Annotated in this window: 16 protein-coding genes; 7 read left to right on the forward strand and 9 right to left on the reverse strand. The window is 59.5% G+C overall.

The window, feature by feature from the left end; all coding sequences use genetic code 11:
* Positions 1-95 precede the first annotated feature (95 nt).
* The 3 genes from tsf to IHQ71_RS11370 all read right to left on the reverse strand — a co-directional run bounded on the left by tsf (position 96) and on the right by IHQ71_RS11370 (position 3,201).
* On the reverse strand, positions 96-1,022 hold the full coding sequence (gene tsf / locus IHQ71_RS11360) for a translation elongation factor Ts (protein WP_258162066.1): 927 nt from the start codon (positions 1,020-1,022) through the stop codon (positions 96-98).
* Positions 1,023-1,387: 365 nt separating this feature from the next.
* Positions 1,388-2,146, reverse strand: a complete 759-nt coding sequence (gene rpsB, locus IHQ71_RS11365; protein ID WP_258162067.1) for a 30S ribosomal protein S2 — start codon at positions 2,144-2,146, stop codon at positions 1,388-1,390.
* Between the two features lie 224 nt (positions 2,147-2,370).
* Complete coding sequence (locus IHQ71_RS11370; RefSeq protein ID WP_258162068.1) at positions 2,371-3,201, reverse strand: cell envelope integrity EipB family protein; 831 nt, start codon at positions 3,199-3,201, stop codon at positions 2,371-2,373.
* Between the two features lie 109 nt (positions 3,202-3,310).
* Between IHQ71_RS11370 and IHQ71_RS11375 the strand changes: the two genes are divergently transcribed.
* From IHQ71_RS11375 to IHQ71_RS11395, 5 genes are all read left to right on the forward strand, one after another.
* The gene (locus tag IHQ71_RS11375; protein ID WP_258162069.1) at positions 3,311-3,775 is read left to right on the forward strand and encodes a RidA family protein; all 465 of its coding nucleotides are present in this window, start codon (positions 3,311-3,313) and stop codon (positions 3,773-3,775) included.
* Entirely contained in the window at positions 3,775-4,488 is a 714-nt protein-coding gene (locus tag IHQ71_RS11380; RefSeq protein WP_258162070.1) for a glycerophosphodiester phosphodiesterase, read from the forward strand. Before IHQ71_RS11375 ends, IHQ71_RS11380 begins: the two co-directional genes overlap by 1 nt.
* A 21-nt stretch (positions 4,489-4,509) precedes the next feature.
* Entirely contained in the window at positions 4,510-5,685 is a 1,176-nt protein-coding gene (locus IHQ71_RS11385) for a GNAT family N-acetyltransferase (RefSeq protein ID WP_374989976.1), read from the forward strand.
* A gap of 94 nt (positions 5,686-5,779) precedes the next feature.
* Positions 5,780-6,217 (forward strand): HIT family protein, encoded by a 438-nt coding sequence (locus IHQ71_RS11390; protein ID WP_258162071.1) that lies wholly within the window; start codon positions 5,780-5,782, stop codon positions 6,215-6,217.
* A 52-nt stretch (positions 6,218-6,269) separates the two neighbouring features.
* Positions 6,270-6,701, forward strand: a complete 432-nt coding sequence (locus IHQ71_RS11395; protein WP_258162072.1) for a hypothetical protein — start codon at positions 6,270-6,272, stop codon at positions 6,699-6,701.
* A gap of 7 nt (positions 6,702-6,708) precedes the next feature.
* On the opposite strand, the gene IHQ71_RS11400 is transcribed toward IHQ71_RS11395, so the two are convergent.
* Positions 6,709-7,848, reverse strand: a complete 1,140-nt coding sequence (locus IHQ71_RS11400; RefSeq protein WP_258162073.1) for a DUF2336 domain-containing protein — start codon at positions 7,846-7,848, stop codon at positions 6,709-6,711.
* 103 nt (positions 7,849-7,951) lie between these two features.
* Positions 7,952-8,527, reverse strand: coding sequence for a nitroreductase (locus IHQ71_RS11405; protein ID WP_258162074.1), 576 nt, complete (start codon positions 8,525-8,527; stop codon positions 7,952-7,954).
* A gap of 435 nt (positions 8,528-8,962) precedes the next feature.
* On the opposite strand from IHQ71_RS11405, the gene IHQ71_RS11410 reads away from it, so the two are divergent.
* Positions 8,963-9,853: a hypothetical protein gene (locus tag IHQ71_RS11410; protein WP_374990019.1), complete on the forward strand. Its 891-nt coding sequence runs from the start codon at positions 8,963-8,965 to the stop codon at positions 9,851-9,853.
* Here the strand turns inward: IHQ71_RS11410 and IHQ71_RS11415 are convergent.
* The 4 genes from IHQ71_RS11415 to IHQ71_RS11430 all read right to left on the reverse strand — a co-directional run bounded on the left by IHQ71_RS11415 (position 9,850) and on the right by IHQ71_RS11430 (position 14,337).
* The gene (locus tag IHQ71_RS11415; protein ID WP_258162075.1) at positions 9,850-10,683 is read right to left on the reverse strand and encodes a lysophospholipid acyltransferase family protein; all 834 of its coding nucleotides are present in this window, start codon (positions 10,681-10,683) and stop codon (positions 9,850-9,852) included. The two genes, IHQ71_RS11410 and IHQ71_RS11415, sit on opposite strands and share 4 nt — an antisense overlap.
* Before the next feature lie 104 nt (positions 10,684-10,787).
* Entirely contained in the window at positions 10,788-12,755 is a 1,968-nt protein-coding gene (gene thrS, locus IHQ71_RS11420; protein ID WP_258162076.1) for a threonine--tRNA ligase, read from the reverse strand.
* 152 nt (positions 12,756-12,907) lie between these two features.
* Positions 12,908-13,915, reverse strand: a complete 1,008-nt coding sequence (locus IHQ71_RS11425) for an endo alpha-1,4 polygalactosaminidase (RefSeq protein ID WP_258162077.1) — start codon at positions 13,913-13,915, stop codon at positions 12,908-12,910.
* 125 nt (positions 13,916-14,040) lie between these two features.
* Positions 14,041-14,337 (reverse strand): hypothetical protein, encoded by a 297-nt coding sequence (locus IHQ71_RS11430; protein ID WP_258162078.1) that lies wholly within the window; start codon positions 14,335-14,337, stop codon positions 14,041-14,043.
* Positions 14,338-15,057: 720 nt separating this feature from the next.
* On the opposite strand from IHQ71_RS11430, the gene IHQ71_RS11435 reads away from it, so the two are divergent.
* Positions 15,058-15,864 carry a calcium-binding protein gene (locus tag IHQ71_RS11435; RefSeq protein WP_258162079.1) on the forward strand — a complete coding sequence of 269 codons (807 nt, stop codon included), beginning with the start codon at positions 15,058-15,060 and terminating at the stop codon, positions 15,862-15,864.
* The last annotated feature ends 272 nt before the right edge of the window (positions 15,865-16,136 follow it).

A 16,136-nucleotide genomic window follows, 5' to 3' on the forward strand; every position in this document is an offset into this window, starting at 1 on the left:
TCGATTGCTCTTGCTGTCGCGGATACACGAAGGGCACCGCGTTGTCACGCGGTGCCCTGTCGATTCATCATGCCTGGTTAATCAAACAGACAGGCTTATTTCTTCACCGCGGCGGCAACCTCAGCCGCGAAATCGGTTTCTTCCTTCTCGACGCCCTCGCCCAGCAGCAGGCGGGCCATGCCGGTGACTTCGATCGAGGCGCCGGCAAGCTTCTCGGCATCCTTGATCGCCTGGCCGACGGTGACGTCGGGGTTCATGACGAAGGCCTGCGAGAGAAGTGCGACTTCCTCAAAGAACTTGCGCATGCGGCCGTCGACCATTTTCTCGATGATGTTTTCGGGCTTGCCCGAGGCGCGGGACTGTTCGATGAACACGTTCCGTTCGCGCTCGGCGACAGCCGGATCGACTTCTTCCGGACGGATCGCCAGCGGGTTGGTGGCTGCTATATGCATCGCGACCTGACGGCCGATCGAGTAGAGCACTTCCTTGTCGCCTTCCGACTTCAGCGCGACGAGAACGCCGAGCTTGCCGATGCCGTCGCCGGCAGCGTTGTGCATATAGGTCGCAACCGTACCATGCGGCACTTCGAGCAGGGCCGAGCGGCGCAGAGCCATGTTCTCGCCGATCGTCGCGATCGCATCGGTGATAGTGTCAGCGACGGACTTGCCGGTCGCCGGATAGGTCGCGGCTGCGACCGACTCGACTTTGCCGTCGGTGTTGAGCGCGACAGCGGCGACACCGCGAACGAGATCCTGGAAGGCCTCATTGCGGGCAACGAAGTCGGTCTCGGAATTGATTTCGACGATGACAGCCTTGTGGCCACCCGGAGCGATGCCGATCAAGCCTTCAGCCGCTGTGCGGCCGGACTTCTTCTCGGCCTTGGAAATGCCCTTGGCGCGCAGCCAATCGACAGCGGCTTCCATGTCGCCACTGGTCTCGGTTAGCGCCTTCTTGCAGTCCATCATGCCCGCGCCGGTGCGCTCACGCAGGATCTTGACCATTTCAGCCGTAATAGTGCTCATTTCAAACCTCTTTATGTCCGCTAAGCGCGGGACCGGATCAGCCGGGCCGCTCTTTCCGCCGGAACTGGGGACGGAGTGTATCCAGATGCGTAACAGTCATGTGACAGGCTCATGACCTGCGGTCTGGATAGTCTCGGACCGATCGACTTTCGGCTCAGGCCGCGGCGAAAATGGTGGTTTTCGAGAACCGGAGCGGAGCGTAATTAACGTACGTGAGCACCGGAAGCGCGGAAAATCGCCATTTGCAGACCGGCATCAGCCGAAAGTCGATCGGTCCAAGGGCAAAGGCCGCGCCAGAAATTACTGCAGCCCTGCCCCTGATATCGATGGGAGCGGAGGCGGTAAAGCCCCTGCTCCTCTATGCCTTATTCGGCGGTCAGCGTCTCTTCGGCGATCGGCTCGGCAGCAGCACCTAGATCGACACCGGAGCCGCCCTGTTGACGGGAAATGCCGTCTAGGGCTGCGCGGGCGAAGAGATCGCAATAAAGCGCGATGGCGCGCGAAGCGTCGTCGTTGCCAGGGATCGCGTAATCGATCAGGTCGGGATCGCAATTGGAGTCGATGATCGCGACGACCGGGATGCCCAGGCGCTTGGCTTCATCGATGGCGATCTTTTCCTTGTTGGTGTCGATGACGACCATCAGGTCCGGCGTGCCGCCCATGTTACGGATACCGCCGAGGGCCTTTTCAAGCTTTTCGCGTTCGCGCTCGAGGTTCAGGCGTTCCTTCTTGGAATAGCCCGTGCCCTGGGAAGCGAGGATGTCGTCGACCTTGCGCAGGCGCTGGATCGAGTTTGAGATCGTCTTCCAGTTGGTCATCATGCCGCCGAGCCAACGCGAGTTGACATAATACTGGGCGGAACGCCTGGCAGCGTCGGCGATCAGGTCGGATGCCTGGCGCTTGGTGCCGACGAACAGAACGCGGCCGCCACCGGCGACGGTGTCGCTGATGACCTTGAGCGCCTGATGCAGCATCGGGACGGACTGTGCGAGGTCGATGATGTGGATGCCGCTACGATCACCAAAGATGTAGGGCTTCATTTTCGGGTTCCAGCGGTGAGTCTGGTGGCCGAAGTGAACGCCTGCCTCGAGAAGCTGGCGCATAGAAAAATCGGGCAATGCCATGCCTTGTTATCCTTTTTCCGGTTGAACCTCCGTGAAGCTTGAAGCAGGTTTTGATACCTGCCACCGGGTGGAGCGAGCCGGATTTCTCCCGGAAAGCCCCAGACTTCACGTGTGGAATGAGCGCGGCCTTAAACCGAAGACCGCTCGAAAGCAACCCCGGCGGCGAAAAATATGCGGCCGGGATCGTAAAATGGCGCGTTACTTGCTCACACCGATTTCGGGGATCAATGCGGCAGGCAGGTGGTTTCCGGCAGGAAGTCGAGCTTGACGAGACGTCCTGTCAGCGCGAAATCGCCATAGTCCATGGTCAGGTCGCGCGATACGCCATTCTCATAAAGCTTGAAAGACATGCGATACGTCGGCAGGCCATCGACCTTCTCGTCGTCGTTGAAATAGGCGATCGTCACCGGCCACGTTTTCTCGGTCTTGAGCTTGCCAGCGGAATCAGCATCGGGGTCACCGGGCAATACGCCGACCGGCGTGCCAACAATCGTTGTGGTATAGACTGTTTTGTCGCCGTTATCGGAACCATCGAAGACCCGCGCCTCGAAGAAATGCTCGCCGCTGCGCGCGCGCTTGATCAGTTCCAGCATGTGTTCCGTCGGAAACCGGCCCGGTTGAAGCTCGACCTGCTTTTCGCTCGGCTCCATCAGCTCGACGGTGAGCTTGTCCTTCAGGTCCTCGGCATGGCCCTGCACTTCCTTGTCGAGTCGTTCGTCGGTGTAGGATTTCGATTCGAATTCGAAGCGGCCGGCGCGGGTGTCCTCGAATGTCATGCTCTGCTGGTCGGAGACGCGCTTCTCGCCGCCGACATCCGATTGCGTCACGAAACGGAAATTGACCTTGTATCCCTCGCATTCCGATCCCGTGAACTCATAGACCATACGGCCGTTCATCGAGGTGATGCCTGATTTCTCAGCGGAATCCTTGAGTTCGAGATTGTAGACGGCGCGATGGGGAACGAGATTGGACAATGCCTGCGCCGCCGATGGAAGGCCAGCGCTGGCCATGAGGCTCGCGAAGGATATGGCAATCAAGTTCCGTCCGGAAATCATCCAATTCTCCTGTTGCACCTGCCGTCAATGCCGCTAATTAGAAGCACAAAGTGGCGAAATATCCGATCCGCCACCGGTGTAAAAGAAAAATCTTCGGGAGAGACGGTCCATGAGCGCTGAAATCGACGCGAAACTCGCTTCGCTGGGTATCACATTGCCGGTTGCCGCGGCACCGGCCGCAAATTACGTGCCCTTCGTCCAGACCGGAAACCAGCTGTTCATCTCCGGCCAGCTTCCCATGGAGAACGGCAAGCTCTCCTCCACCGGCCAGCTGGGTGCCGGCATCCATACGCCGGAGGGTCAGCGCGCCGCCGAACTCTGTGCGATCAACATCCTCGCCCAGGCCCAGGCCGCACTCGGCGATCTCGGCCGCGTCAAGCGCGTCGTCAAGATCACGGTACTGGTGTCCTCGACGCCTGATTTCTACGAGCAGCATCTGGTCGCCAACGGCGCCTCCAACCTGCTCGCCAACGTGCTGGGCGATGCAGGAAAGCACGCGCGCGCCGCCGTCGGTATGGCATCCCTGCCGCTCAACGCATCCGTCGAGATCGATGCGATCATGGAAGTCGCCTGATGCATGATGATCTCAAGGCGCTGATCCGCCAGCCGATCGCCCATCGCGGGCGGCATGACGGCAACAAGACGGTCTGGGAAAATACATTGTCCGCCTTCCAAGCAGCGATCGACGGCAGATTCGCCATCGAATGCGACCTGCAATATGTGGCGGACGCCACCCCTGTCGTCTTCCACGACGACGACATGGAGCGTCTCTGCAACATGAAGGGCGATGTTCGGGTCAAGTCCTCGAGCGAACTCGGCCTCGTCTCGATCGGTGGTACTAAGGACAAGATACCTTCGCTCAAACAACTGCTTCGGCTGGTCAAGGGTCGTGTCCCTTTGGTGCTGGAACTCAAGGGCCGCGAAGGCGACGACGAAGGCTTCGCCTCATCCGTTCTGGAAGAACTCGAAGACTATGAGGGCCCGGTGGCACTGATGAGCTTCGACCACTGGCTGCTCAGGAATCTCAAGGAGCTGGAATCCCCTCGTCCCGTGGGGCTGACCGCCGAGGGCGTGAAACCCGAGGATTTTACCGCTCATGAGCAGGTCATGCGCCTCGGGCTCGATTTTATTTCCTACCACATCATGCATTTACCGAACGACTATATTACATTGCAGCGCAGCAAGAGCATTCCGGTGATCAGCTGGACGGTGCGCAACGCCAAACAGGCCGCCCACAGCGCTGCCAATGCCGATCAGATCACCTTCGAAGGTTTCGACCCGAGCTAGGTTCTCACCCTAGGAACGATATTGAACATACGCATTGTCTCGTCTTTTAGGGAAATCGATCCGGAAAGCTGGAACCGGCTTTCCGGGACTTCACATACTAAATTAGACAATTATTATAATCCGTTCATTTCACACGCTTATCTCTCGGCGCTCGAAGAATCCGGATCTGCCGTTCCGCGCACCGGATGGCAGGGGCGACACGTTCTCGTCGAGGAAGACGGCAGGCTGAAGGCCGCGACGTTCGGCTATGCCAAGAGCCACAGCCAGGGAGAATATGTGTTCGACCACGGCTGGGCTGACGCCTATGAGCGCGCTGGTGGCCGCTACTATCCCAAGCTCCAGCACACAGTTCCCTTCACGCCCGCCACGGGCCCCCGCCTGCTCGTCGCTCGGGATGAAAGCAAGGCGAAATACAACGCCATTCTCGCCCTGGCCGTGAAGCAGGAAACCGTTTCACTCAATCTGTCGTCGGCACATTTCACCTTCCTTCGGGATGGCGAATGGCAGGCGCTGGAGGCCGAGGGTTATCTCCACCGCACCGACCAGCAGTTCCATTTCCTCAATCACGGATATGGAAGCCACGACGACTTTCTCGAAACGCTGGCCTCACGCAAACGGAAGGCGCTGCGCAAGGAGCGCCGTGCCGCCCTCGAAAACGGCATCACCGTGGAATGGTTGACCGGCAGCGACCTGACGGAAGACATCTGGGACCAGTTCTTCGCCTTCTACATGGATACCGGCGGCCGCAAATGGGGCCGGCCGTATCTCACGCGCGAATTCTATTCGCTGATCGGCGAGCGCATGCCGGAAGACATCCTGCTCGTCATGGCCAAGCGGAACGGCCGCTATATCGCGGGTGCCATCAACTTCATCGGCTCGGACGCGCTGTTCGGCCGCCATTGGGGCTGCATCGAAGATCACCCCTTCCTGCATTTCGAGATCTGCTACCACCAGGCGATCGACTATGCGATCGCCAACAAGCTCGACCGCGTTGAGGCCGGCGCACAGGGCGAGCACAAGCTGGCGCGCGGCTATATGCCTGTCATCACCCATTCAGCGCATTTCATCGCGCATGCGGGCCTGCGCCGGGCAATCGACGAATATCTCCGTCAGGAGCGCGCCGATGTCGAAGCAGTCGGCGAATATCTCCGCGAGCACAGCCCTTTCCGCCGTGGCGAACAGCTCGAGCAGGACTGAAACGTCCGGGCAATTCGTCGAATGGGCTGAAAGACTTGAAAGACATGGATTTTCGGTTCAAGCTGCATGAAAACAGGCCGAGGGAGATTCATCCATGCAAGGGACGCCGTACGATCCGGACAACATCTTCGCCAAGATCCTGCGCGGTGAAATCCCCTGCCATGCCATCTATGAGGATGAACATACGCTGGCTTTCATGGATGTGATGCCACAGTCCGAAGGACACACACTGGTCATTCCCAAGACCCCTTCCCGCAATATCTTCGATGCCGATCCCACGACGTTCATGTGGCTGATGCCGACTGTACAGAAGATCGCGCGGGCGGCGAAGAGAGCCTTCCACGCGAATGGGGTCCGGATCGTGCAATTCAACGAAGTCGGTTCGGGCCAGACCGTGTTTCATCTGCATTTCCACGTGATCCCGACCTATGACGGCGTCGATCTCCAGATCCATGCCAGAAAGCCAGAAGACGGTGGCCATCTCGCTCACAATGCCGAGATGATCCGCGAGGCGCTGAAGTTCATTTCATGAAATAACCACGATCGGATGCCACCAAGCGATAACTTCTCAGGGGATATCTCGCATGAAGGCAGCATTCATCGTGATGAGCATTCTCGGCTGTGACGATTCCGGCGCAAATTGCCTGCCGGTCGCATCCATCGAGCAACAATGGCAGACGATCGCAGCCTGCGACGCGTCTTCGGAAACCCATCTCGCGAAATACGTCAACATCAATTACCCAATGGTCGTGGCGGTTTGCCAGACCGCCGACACGACAGCACTGAGCGATTCCGAGGACGACGTCGCGGGTTTTGAGAGTGCAAGCCGCTCAATCGCGCGTATTCCCAAGCCTGTCGATGAGGAGGCGGAAACACGCACCGGCATCACGACGCGTGCGATCGCTCTGGTCAAGGACGCCATTCCAACCAGGCAGGGCTTGAAGCAAACGGTGACGACACCGGTGCATTTCGTGACCGACACCTATTCCTGGGTCGCCAGGAAGATCACCGACTGATCGGGCCTCAGGCGGCCTCGATCGCGAGGAACGATGCGTAAGCGCGCGCCGATTGCCTGTGCTCGATGATATGCAGTTTCTCGACCATGTCGATGAGTTCGGACGCTACGCCATCCGGCTTCGCCACGCTCCTGAAGCGCGACACGAGACGTCCAGTCAGGCCGCCGAACAGGCCGGGTTCGTGCCCGCGGTCGGCTCGGCGCCAAAGCATCGTGGCTTCCACGAAGATTTCCGAGACGTCGCGCGTGAGGCCAGCCGATTCGTAGAGCGCCCGCATGGCATGGAACCGGCCGTCGGAAATGATCGACCGCACCCGGCGTTCCGCCAGACCCGAAAGATTGACGATCGCATTGGCGAAGAAATCAAGCTTGCCGGAGCAGAGCGCCTGCATCAGGAAGCCCGGCGTCAGACCACCGTTGCGGCGGAGATGCTCGACGAGAGCGGGGATGTCTTCCTGAGGTGCCGTGCCAGCCAAAGTGACGGTCGCCCCTTCGCAGGCTTCGCGCTTGATATGGTCGAGCCGGCGAGCGCCGATGACGCTTTGAACGAAGCTGCATTCTGCCAGCGCGTCGGAAACACTGAGTGCGAGGATGTGACGGGCATCGCCGGGCAGTTCCTCGCGCGAGAGCAGCATTTCGCGAATCGTCGTGGAATGGGAATGACGCTCGGCGATGCGGCGGAGCGACTGGCGGCTGACAAGCGCGCCGGGATTGTCGAGCATCGCCTCGATCTCGGCCTCACCGCCGATTTCGGCGATGGCCGCACAGACCGGCAAGCTGACGATGAAGCGCGATGCGATCAGTACGCGGGTGACTTCATCGCCACGACCGGCGAGATCCACCAGATCGACGTCCGAGAGCACCGGCGAGCGGGCGATAATCTGGCAGGCGATTTCCGGCTGGTCTTGGGCAAGTGGCAGGATCAAGGCACGCGGCGCGTCCTCGGCATCGGCGATCGAGTCCGCGAGTGCCAGCCGCACTTTCGGCGAGGGATCGTCGAGCAACCAGGTCATGGCCATCAGGGCCGCCTCGCGCTCGTCCGAAGTCATCTCTGATTCAAGCCAGGCCCGGCCCAACGCATTGGCTGCCCTTGCCCTGTCGCCTGCCTTTGCCGTGTCCGCCCAACGAAGGAAGCTTTGAATGATCACGCTGCGCTGTCCTTGACTCACATACCCTGTGAATCGAAGCTAGCGACAAATCGTTTAATATTCGTTCACCATGTTCCTTCGCGGAGCGTTAACCATGCGGCTTTCAACCGGCCCAGGTCACGATCTTGGAGAGTTCCGGGCGCGGCCGCTCGGTGACCGGAAAATCCGTCGATCCGATGTGTACGAAGCCGGCGATCTTCTCGCCCGGCTTCACGCCGATGATCTCGTAGGCCTTTTCGCTATAGGCCATCCATTCGGTCAGCCAGTTGGAGACATAGCCGAGCGCATTGGCTGATATCACCATGTTGAGGCAGACGGCGCCGGCCGACATCAACTGCTCCCATTCCGGGATCTTGACGTGCGGCGCGGCCCTCGAAACGACGGCGATGACGACAGGTGCGCGGGTGAAGCGGGTTTCCTCGACCTTGATCATCTCCTCGCTGAGATCGGGCTTCTCGGCCCGGGCGATCTTGGAAAGGGCCAGCGAGATACGCTGCCGCTCGTCGCCCCTCATCACGATGAAGCGCCAGGGGGCGAGCTTGCCGTGGTCGGGCACGCGGGTGGCCAGCGTCAGGATTTCCTCGATTTCAGCTTTCGAAGGTCCGGGTTCCTTCATCTGGAAAGCCGGCATGGAGCGGCGGGTCTTGAGATATTCGATCAGTGATTCATTGCGCGGCATGCGGTCCTCTAACGTACGATAATTTCAGTCTTGAATTTGCCGTAGAGCCTTTCATTGTTAAATGGAAGCAGTTCTGCCGGAGCAGATTTTCGTCAGGGCAGAGGCGATTGGCGAAGGACATACCCAGATGTACGGCCGAGACGATCGCCTCTGAGCCTGGCGGAAAGATGCCCGGCCCTTCGGGTTGGCTGAAACGGGCCGGCTGATCGACCGGCCGGCTTGGCCGTATGCTTTGGCTACGACGCGCGCCGGCCGGTCGACCATCCGACTCCGCTTGAGCCAACAGAACTGCTTCCATTTAACAATGAAAGGCTCTAAGCTTGCGGGACAAGTGGGCCGCAAGATTTCAAGAGTCAACCCATCACCTTTACGAGTACCGGATTGTCCTGCCTGCACCGCGCCCTGCCCGGCCTCGCCGCCATTTTGATCAGCCTGATGACTGGGATGGCGCATGCGCAGGATCCGTTCTCCGTCACCGATCCGGTCAAGCCGCTGGACGATCCCAAGCTCAACAGTTTCTCACCGATCATCGAGCAGCCGACGCTGGAGGCCCATCGCGGCAAGACGGTGCATCTCGAGGCTCGCCTCACCGAGAAGAGCCCGCCGATGAAATACGGGCTCTCGTGGCGAGTGTTCCGGCCGATTCCCGGAACCGATGGCAAGCTGCCGATGCTCGCATCATCCGAAGGCGGATCGACAAATTTCGAACTCGAACCCGGCGAATACTTCGTCCACGTCGCCTTCGGCCGGGCTGGTGCGACCAAGAAGCTCAGGATACTTGCCAGCGCCGATCCGGAACCACAAACGCTGGTACTCGATGCCGGCGGCATGGTCCTCAATGCGGTCTCGGGCAGCAATGTCCGGATTCCGCCCGGCGAGCTGACATTTAGCATCTATTCCTCGGAAGTCCGGGAGGATGGCGAGCGCGGCTTGATCATGGACGACGTCAAGCCGGACGAGGTGGTGCGCCTCAATGCCGGGATCTATCACGTCGTCTCCAACTACGGCGACGTCAACGCCACGATCCGCGCCGACATCCAAATCAAGGCGGGCGAACTGACGCAGGCCGTCATCCAGCACCGCGCGGCAAAGATCACGCTGAAGCTCGTGTCGCAGGAAGGTGGCGAGGCTATCGCCGATACGGCGTGGTCGATCCTGACGGCCGCCGGCGACTCGGTGTCGGAAAGCGTCGGCGCTTTTCCGGTGATCATTCTCGCCGAGGGTAAATATACCGCCATCGCGCGGCATAAGGACAAGATCTACCAGCGCGACTTCACCGTCACATCCGGCCGCAATCAGGATGTCGAGGTCATGCTGCCGGATTAGGCGGCTTTCGGCCGAGGCGCGACGGCGCCCATCGCAAACACGGTATCGTAGAGATATTGCAGGATCGCCTTGCGGTCGGTGATCGGCGCGATGTCTTCCCACGGCACGATCATGCCGATGCTGGAGAAGATCGTGCGGCCGGAGAGGCGACAGAATTCGCGGATCAGCAGCGACAGCCTGAGCGTCAGCGAGAACCGGCTTGCCAAATGGAACATCCAGCCGTTCTGGCCTTCGAAATAGACCGGCAGGACGCTGGCCTTGGCAGCCTGGATGAGCTTTGCCGGAAACATCTTCCACGGCAGGTCTTCGGCCTGACCGAATCCCTTGGGCGCGGTGGCGACGCCGCCGCCGGGAAAGATCACAATGGTGACGCCGTCCTTCAGCAACCGCAAAGCCTCGTTACGGGTTGCGAGGTTGATCGCCAGGCCTTCGCGGGTTTCCTCGAAGGAGATCGGCAGAGAATACGGCCGCATCTCGGGCACTTTCAAAAGCTGATCGTTGATCAGGATCTTGAACGGACGGCCGAGCTGCTCGGCAAGCGCCAGCACCGCGATGCCATCGGCGATGCCATAGGGATGGTTGGCGACCATGACGATCGGACCAGCCGGCAAATCCTTCGGCGGCCAGTTGCCCTTTACCGACAGGTCGATGTCGATGAGTTCCAGCATCCTGGAAAAGACCCGGTCGGATTTGCCGACCACTTCCGAACGCCAGATCTTGTAGACCTCGACATATTTGTTCCGGCCGGAGAGATTTTCGACTGTATGGATGACCAGCCGCTTGAGCAGCGGGTCGGTCTCATTGGCGTAGGACAGTTCCTTGAATCTCACGGGGTGCGCTCTTTAGATGCCTTTGGTACAGGCCATATGAAACCAGTGTAACAATATGAAGACAGCCGCGCCATGCAAACGCGGCTGTCCACCTTTTCGTTGCCTCAAGCCGCGCGTGCCCGCTTGACGTCGGGCGGCGTTGCTTCATCGGAAAGGCTTGCGATCGCCTCTTCGAGCGTCATCGACGTCTGGTTCTGCGAACCGAGGCGGCGGATGTTGACCGTGCCTTCCTCGGCCTCCCGCTTGCCGCAGACGACGATGACCGGCACCTTGGTCACCGAGTGTTCGCGGACCTTGTAGTTGATCTTCTCGTTGCGGAAGTCGGTCTCGACCGACAGGCCCGCGGCGCGCAGTTTCTCCGCCACCTTGAGGCCGTAATCGTCGGCATCCGAGGTGATCGTCGCGACGACGACCTGCAGCGGTGCGAACCACAGCGGCATGTGGCCCGCGAAGTTCTCGAGCAGGATGCCGAGGAAACGCTCCATCGATCCGCAGATAGCACGATGGATCATCACCGGCTGGGTCTTTTCCGAATGCTGGTCGATGTAAAAGGCGCCGAACCGTTCCGGCAGGTTGAAATCGACCTGCGTCGTGCCGCACTGCCATTCGCGGCCGATCGCGTCCTTCAGCGTATATTCGAACTTTGGGCCGTAGAAGGCGCCCTCGCCCGGCATGATGCCTGTTTTGACCTGGTTCGACTGCATCTGGATCTGTTCCAGCACTTTCATCATCACGCTTTCGGCGCGATCCCACAGCGCATCGTCGCCGACGCGCTTGTCTGGCCGGGTCGAGAGCTTGATGATGATCTCCTCGAAGCCGAAATCCTTGTAGACCGACATGATCAGGTCATGGATCTTGAGGCATTCCTCGGCCATCTGCTCGTCGGTGCAGAAGATATGCGCATCGTCCTGGGTAAAGCCGCGCACGCGCATCAGGCCATGCAGCGCACCCGAGGGCTCGTAGCGATGGACGTTGCCAAATTCGGCATAGCGGATCGGCAGTTCGCGATAGGATTTCAGGCCATGCTTGAAAATCTGCACGTGACCGGGGCAGTTCATAGGCTTCAATGCGAAGACGCGTTCGTCGTCTGTATCATCGCCGGCGACCGTGACCTTGAACATGTTGTCGCGATACCAACCCCAGTGACCGGAGGTTTCCCAAAGCGACTTGTCGAGCACCTGCGGTGCGTTGACTTCCTGGTAGTCGGCGGCGAGCCGGCGGCGCATATAGGCTGTCAGCGACTGGAACATGCGCCAGCCCTTGCCGTGCCAGAAGACCACACCGGGGCCTTCTTCCTGGAAATGGAAGAGATCCATCTCACGGCCGAGCTTGCGATGGTCGCGCTTTTCAGCCTCGGCCAGCTTGTGCAGATACGCATCCAGCTCGGACTGCTCGGCCCAGGCCGTGCCGTAGATGCGGGTCAGCATCGCGTTGTTGGAATCGCCGCGCCAGTAGGCGCCCGCGACCTTCATCAGCTTGAAGGCGTTACCGATCTGACCCGTCGAAGCCATGTGCGGGCCACGGCAGAGGTCGAACCAGTCGCCCTGGTAATAGATCTTGAGGTCCTGGCCCTCGGGGATCGCATCGACGAGTTCGACCTTGTAGGCCTCGCCCTTGTCGGCGAACACCTGCTTGGCCTTTTCGCGCGACCAGACCTGCTTGGTGAACGCCTTGTTGCGGCCGATGATCTCCTTCATCTTCTTTTCGATGACGGGAAGGTCCTCGGGCGTGAAGGGCTCGTTCTTGGCAAAATCGTAATAGAAACCATTCTCGATCACCGGGCCGATGGTCACCTGCGTGCCCGGCCACAGCTCCTGCACTGCCTCGGCCATGACATGGGCCGCATCGTGGCGGATGAGTTCGAGCGCGCGGGAATCGTCGCGGGTGACGATCTCGATCCTACCTGGCACGATCGGGTCCGAGAGATCGCGGACCGTGCCGTCGAGCGCGATGGCGACGGCCTTCTTGGCCAGCGACTTGGAAATGGATTCGGCGACATCGCGGCCGGTCGTGCCGGGCTGGTAATCGCGGATCGAACCATCGGGAAATGTAAGGGAAATCTGGTCGGACATTCTTTTTCTCCTATCCAATCCCGCCAACGAATGCGGGTGGTATCAAAAAGACCGGAACGCCCGGCCTTGAACGGGCGCGTGATAAGGGATTTCCGGGCGTGAGTAAAGTCGGGCACATTGGCTGCGCCAGCCTCGCGCAACGGTACTTTCGGCTACATCAGGAAGTCGGCCGCGGCGGCTGAATCCAGCGGTCCCGCCATGCGATCGAGATCGCGGTCGGGCGCGGCATAGGGGATGAAACCATCCCGGATGGCCATCCGCTCGAATTTGTCGATGCGATGGTCGCCGGTTATGTAATCCACGACATAGACCGGGATGCCTTTGGCTACGAAGTCGCGCTGCAGGATTTTGATCTGCGGATCGTCCGGATTGAACCTGTTGTTCTCGTCCTTGTTGCCGTAGAAATAGAGATCCTCGATGGCGATGCCGCCGATGGCGCCGTAGAAGCGCTCGAGTAGCGCACCGTGACCACCCGCGTCCTTGATCGCATCGACGATGTAGGCGCCGTTCTGCGGGATGAGGAAGAAATCCTCGTTCGTCTCCCGGGCATGGTCGGCCATGTCGGCGATGAAATCGGCCATGCGAATGGCAGCCTGCGATTCATTCCGGGGATCGCCCTTCTCGCGCTGGCTTTTCTTCACCTCGGCGCCCCAGAAATAATAGGCATCGACGATGTCGAGATAGGCGGCGTCGAAACCCTGCCTGACGATGGAGTCGAGTTCGCCCGTTCCCTCGCCGTTCGGACCCTTGTCGTTGAAAACGATGTCCCGCCAGCCTTCGTCCCAGTAGCGCACCTTGCGGCCTTCCGGCCAATCGGGATTGATCGGGCCGAGCCAGTCCGGCGCCTCGTCGGTCAGTCTGCCGTTCGCCTTGCCATTGGTGGTCCAGTCCTTGTCCCAATAGTCGCGGAAGTCGTTGGCCTCGCCGATCGAGACGTAAGCTGCGAGGATCGAACGGTCGCCCTTCATATCGGCGACTTCATCCTGGTCAAAACGGCCGGAATTCCTGCCGTTGCGCGAGGGATCGATGACCAGCATGTCATGCGGCGCAAGCGCCAGCGTATCGGGGTCGAGTTCGTATTCGTCGGCCTGTCGGCCCTGGAGCTGGTAGCCCCAGTTGGCGGCTTCCGGTGCCGCTGCGGCTCTTCGGTAAGTGGACATGGACACTCCCATTCGTCGATATCATTCGGTGCGGCAGGACTTCGGGACAGCATTAGCGGTTTCACCGCCATGCGTCCGCTTGGTTCCGATCCAACGGTTAAATGATTCCTTACGGCTTTGACCATTCAACCTTGGTCGCCTTCGAGCACCGCATCCGCCCAACGATGCATCGCCTCCAGGAGGCGCCCATGCTCGTCGTTGCCGATACTACAGGGCGGAAAGCCCTCGTAGGGACGGTGGAGTTTGGCCGCGCCATTGCAGGCCCTGGCGCGGCGACACCTTGGCAGCCTGCAGTGACGCCAGTTTTGAAGGTCGGTGCATGCTGCGTGCATCAATGGCAGGTATTGGGCGAATCTCGTCTCTTCCGGCAGAGCGAACCATTCCTCGTCGGTGAGATTCTCTAGCATTGCTATCTCATTCATGCGGACACACCTCTTCGCTGCCGCGCGGGAAAACCCGCCGGGATATGAACAATTCGATCCGGAGAAGCCGCGCGAAAGCGTCGCCTCGGGGGTAAGGGTTAGTGTGGCTTCGCTTTCGCGCGGCCTTGGGGCGTTCTTCGGAAGCGGCCCGCGCCTCCTTCAGATGCGGTCCTGTTTCGCTGCACGGAGCATTTTCGCTTCCGCTTGCATGGAGGACCCAAACCGGCGGCTGGGCGGCCGCCGGGGGAAACCGTCGCAACGGCAAATGCCGCAGCGTCCCGCATCTCTTCCATCCGCCCCCACACATTCTGGAAACCGATGAAAGCGCCCGCTCCCGCCTGTACGTGATGTCTCGCGATACACTCCGGAGACGGGAACGGGGCTATGATGGCATGGGGCGGGAGAGCGGGGATGAAATGGGATGCGAGAAAATGATAAGGGATTGATTTTGTTAGGAGAAAATATTTATTTTGGGTGAGATCGTCCCCGGGGGTGGGAAGTGTGGTATGGGGGCGTGAAGCGCCACGCTTTACAGCGTTGATCACTACAGCAAGGCAATGACTTACTCGACGGCGGCGGCGGCTCCGACGTGACATTCTTGGTGATAAGTGTCATTCTCGTTACGAATAGCGCAACCACGTTAGCTGGCCGCACAGGCCGTATGAAACTTCTCCATGAGAAGATTCTGCATTAGGCTTCCTGCACGCTTGGAGGATGACGATGAGCAAGAAGCAAGGCACCAAGCATGACGACATCCTGAAGGGCACGAACGGCAACGATGTACTCAAGGGTTTGAACGGAAACGACACGCTCTTGGGTAGTGGCGGGAATGATACTCTCGACGGCGCGCTTGGTGACGACGAACTGCTAGGTGGCAATGGCAACGATTTGCTCTTGCCTGGCAAAGGCGGGTACGACGCGGTAGACGGCGGCAAGGGTATCGATACGGTTAGCTTTGCAAACTTCAGCAGCACAGCTGGAGTTTCCATAACATGCTATGATCCAAAAATTGCGCTGGGCGCCAGAGACGCACTTGGCGACAGTTATATTGGCGTAGAAAATTACATCGGGACGGGCGCCAACGACTTTTTTGGCTTTTACAACGATATCTTACTGAGCGGATACGTGTATGGCGGCAAGGGCAACGACACGATCTTTGCTCCGGGTTCCGTCATTCGGGGCGATGCGGGAAACGACAGTCTCTTCGGGGATGCGAGTGCGGCAGCCGTTGTTGATACATTCTGGCTACAGTTGAGCAAGGGGGAAGACTTTATCAGCAATTTCGAAACCGGTGTTGATATCATTCGGATCAAAGGACGTGAATTTGGCATTGGCAGCCTTCTAAATCTGGATGAGTTTTCGATCCGACCTTCGGACACAAACCCTGCGGGCGAAAAAGCTCAGTTCATTTTCAGGCAGGACACCAACGTGCTTTACTTCGATAGCGACGGCACCGGCAGTGACGCGCCGGTCATTATAGCTACTTTCTCCACAGACATCGCGTTTAGAGATTTCGAAGTGGTTTAGGCGCCCCGGATTGAACTGCGATGAACAGCGAGAACTCCACGTATCCATACCTGCTCAGTTTCACTTGCCCGTCACCATCCGTAGCGTTCTTGTGGTGTTCCCGATGCCTCGCGATCTACTTTAGTGGGCTGAGGCCTCAGGAAACCGCCGGCATCGAGGTCACCGCGTTCATGCAGAGCGAGGCACCGAGAATTCCGAATACGAACAGCGTTGCCAGAATGTACCGCGACATGAGCCTCAAAGAGAGTGTCTGAGACCAAGACGGCGGGCGC

Origin of the sequence: Rhizobium sp. TH2 (genome assembly GCF_024707525.1) — a bacterium.
Taxonomy (GTDB): domain Bacteria; phylum Pseudomonadota; class Alphaproteobacteria; order Rhizobiales; family Rhizobiaceae; genus Rhizobium_E.

Excerpts from the sequence above, each read along its gene's own strand:
- IHQ71_RS11395 (WP_258162072.1), top strand. The coding sequence starts at position 6,270 with ATGAAGGCAGCATTCATCGTGATGAGCATTCTCGGCTGTGACGATTCC.
- tsf (WP_258162066.1), bottom strand. The coding sequence starts at position 1,022 with ATGAGCACTATTACGGCTGAAATGGTCAAGATCCTGCGTGAGCGCACC.
- rpsB (WP_258162067.1), bottom strand. The coding sequence starts at position 2,146 with ATGGCATTGCCCGATTTTTCTATGCGCCAGCTTCTCGAGGCAGGCGTT.
- IHQ71_RS11390 (WP_258162071.1), top strand. The coding sequence starts at position 5,780 with ATGCAAGGGACGCCGTACGATCCGGACAACATCTTCGCCAAGATCCTG.
- IHQ71_RS11370 (WP_258162068.1), bottom strand. The coding sequence starts at position 3,201 with ATGATTTCCGGACGGAACTTGATTGCCATATCCTTCGCGAGCCTCATG.
- thrS (WP_258162076.1), bottom strand. The coding sequence starts at position 12,755 with ATGTCCGACCAGATTTCCCTTACATTTCCCGATGGTTCGATCCGCGAT.
- IHQ71_RS11425 (WP_258162077.1), bottom strand. The coding sequence starts at position 13,915 with ATGTCCACTTACCGAAGAGCCGCAGCGGCACCGGAAGCCGCCAACTGG.
- IHQ71_RS11405 (WP_258162074.1), bottom strand. The coding sequence starts at position 8,527 with ATGCCGCGCAATGAATCACTGATCGAATATCTCAAGACCCGCCGCTCC.
- IHQ71_RS11380 (WP_258162070.1), top strand. The coding sequence starts at position 3,775 with ATGCATGATGATCTCAAGGCGCTGATCCGCCAGCCGATCGCCCATCGC.
- IHQ71_RS11435 (WP_258162079.1), top strand. The coding sequence starts at position 15,058 with ATGAGCAAGAAGCAAGGCACCAAGCATGACGACATCCTGAAGGGCACG.
- IHQ71_RS11410 (WP_374990019.1), top strand. The coding sequence starts at position 8,963 with ATGACTGGGATGGCGCATGCGCAGGATCCGTTCTCCGTCACCGATCCG.
- IHQ71_RS11375 (WP_258162069.1), top strand. The coding sequence starts at position 3,311 with ATGAGCGCTGAAATCGACGCGAAACTCGCTTCGCTGGGTATCACATTG.
- IHQ71_RS11430 (WP_258162078.1), bottom strand. The coding sequence starts at position 14,337 with ATGAATGAGATAGCAATGCTAGAGAATCTCACCGACGAGGAATGGTTC.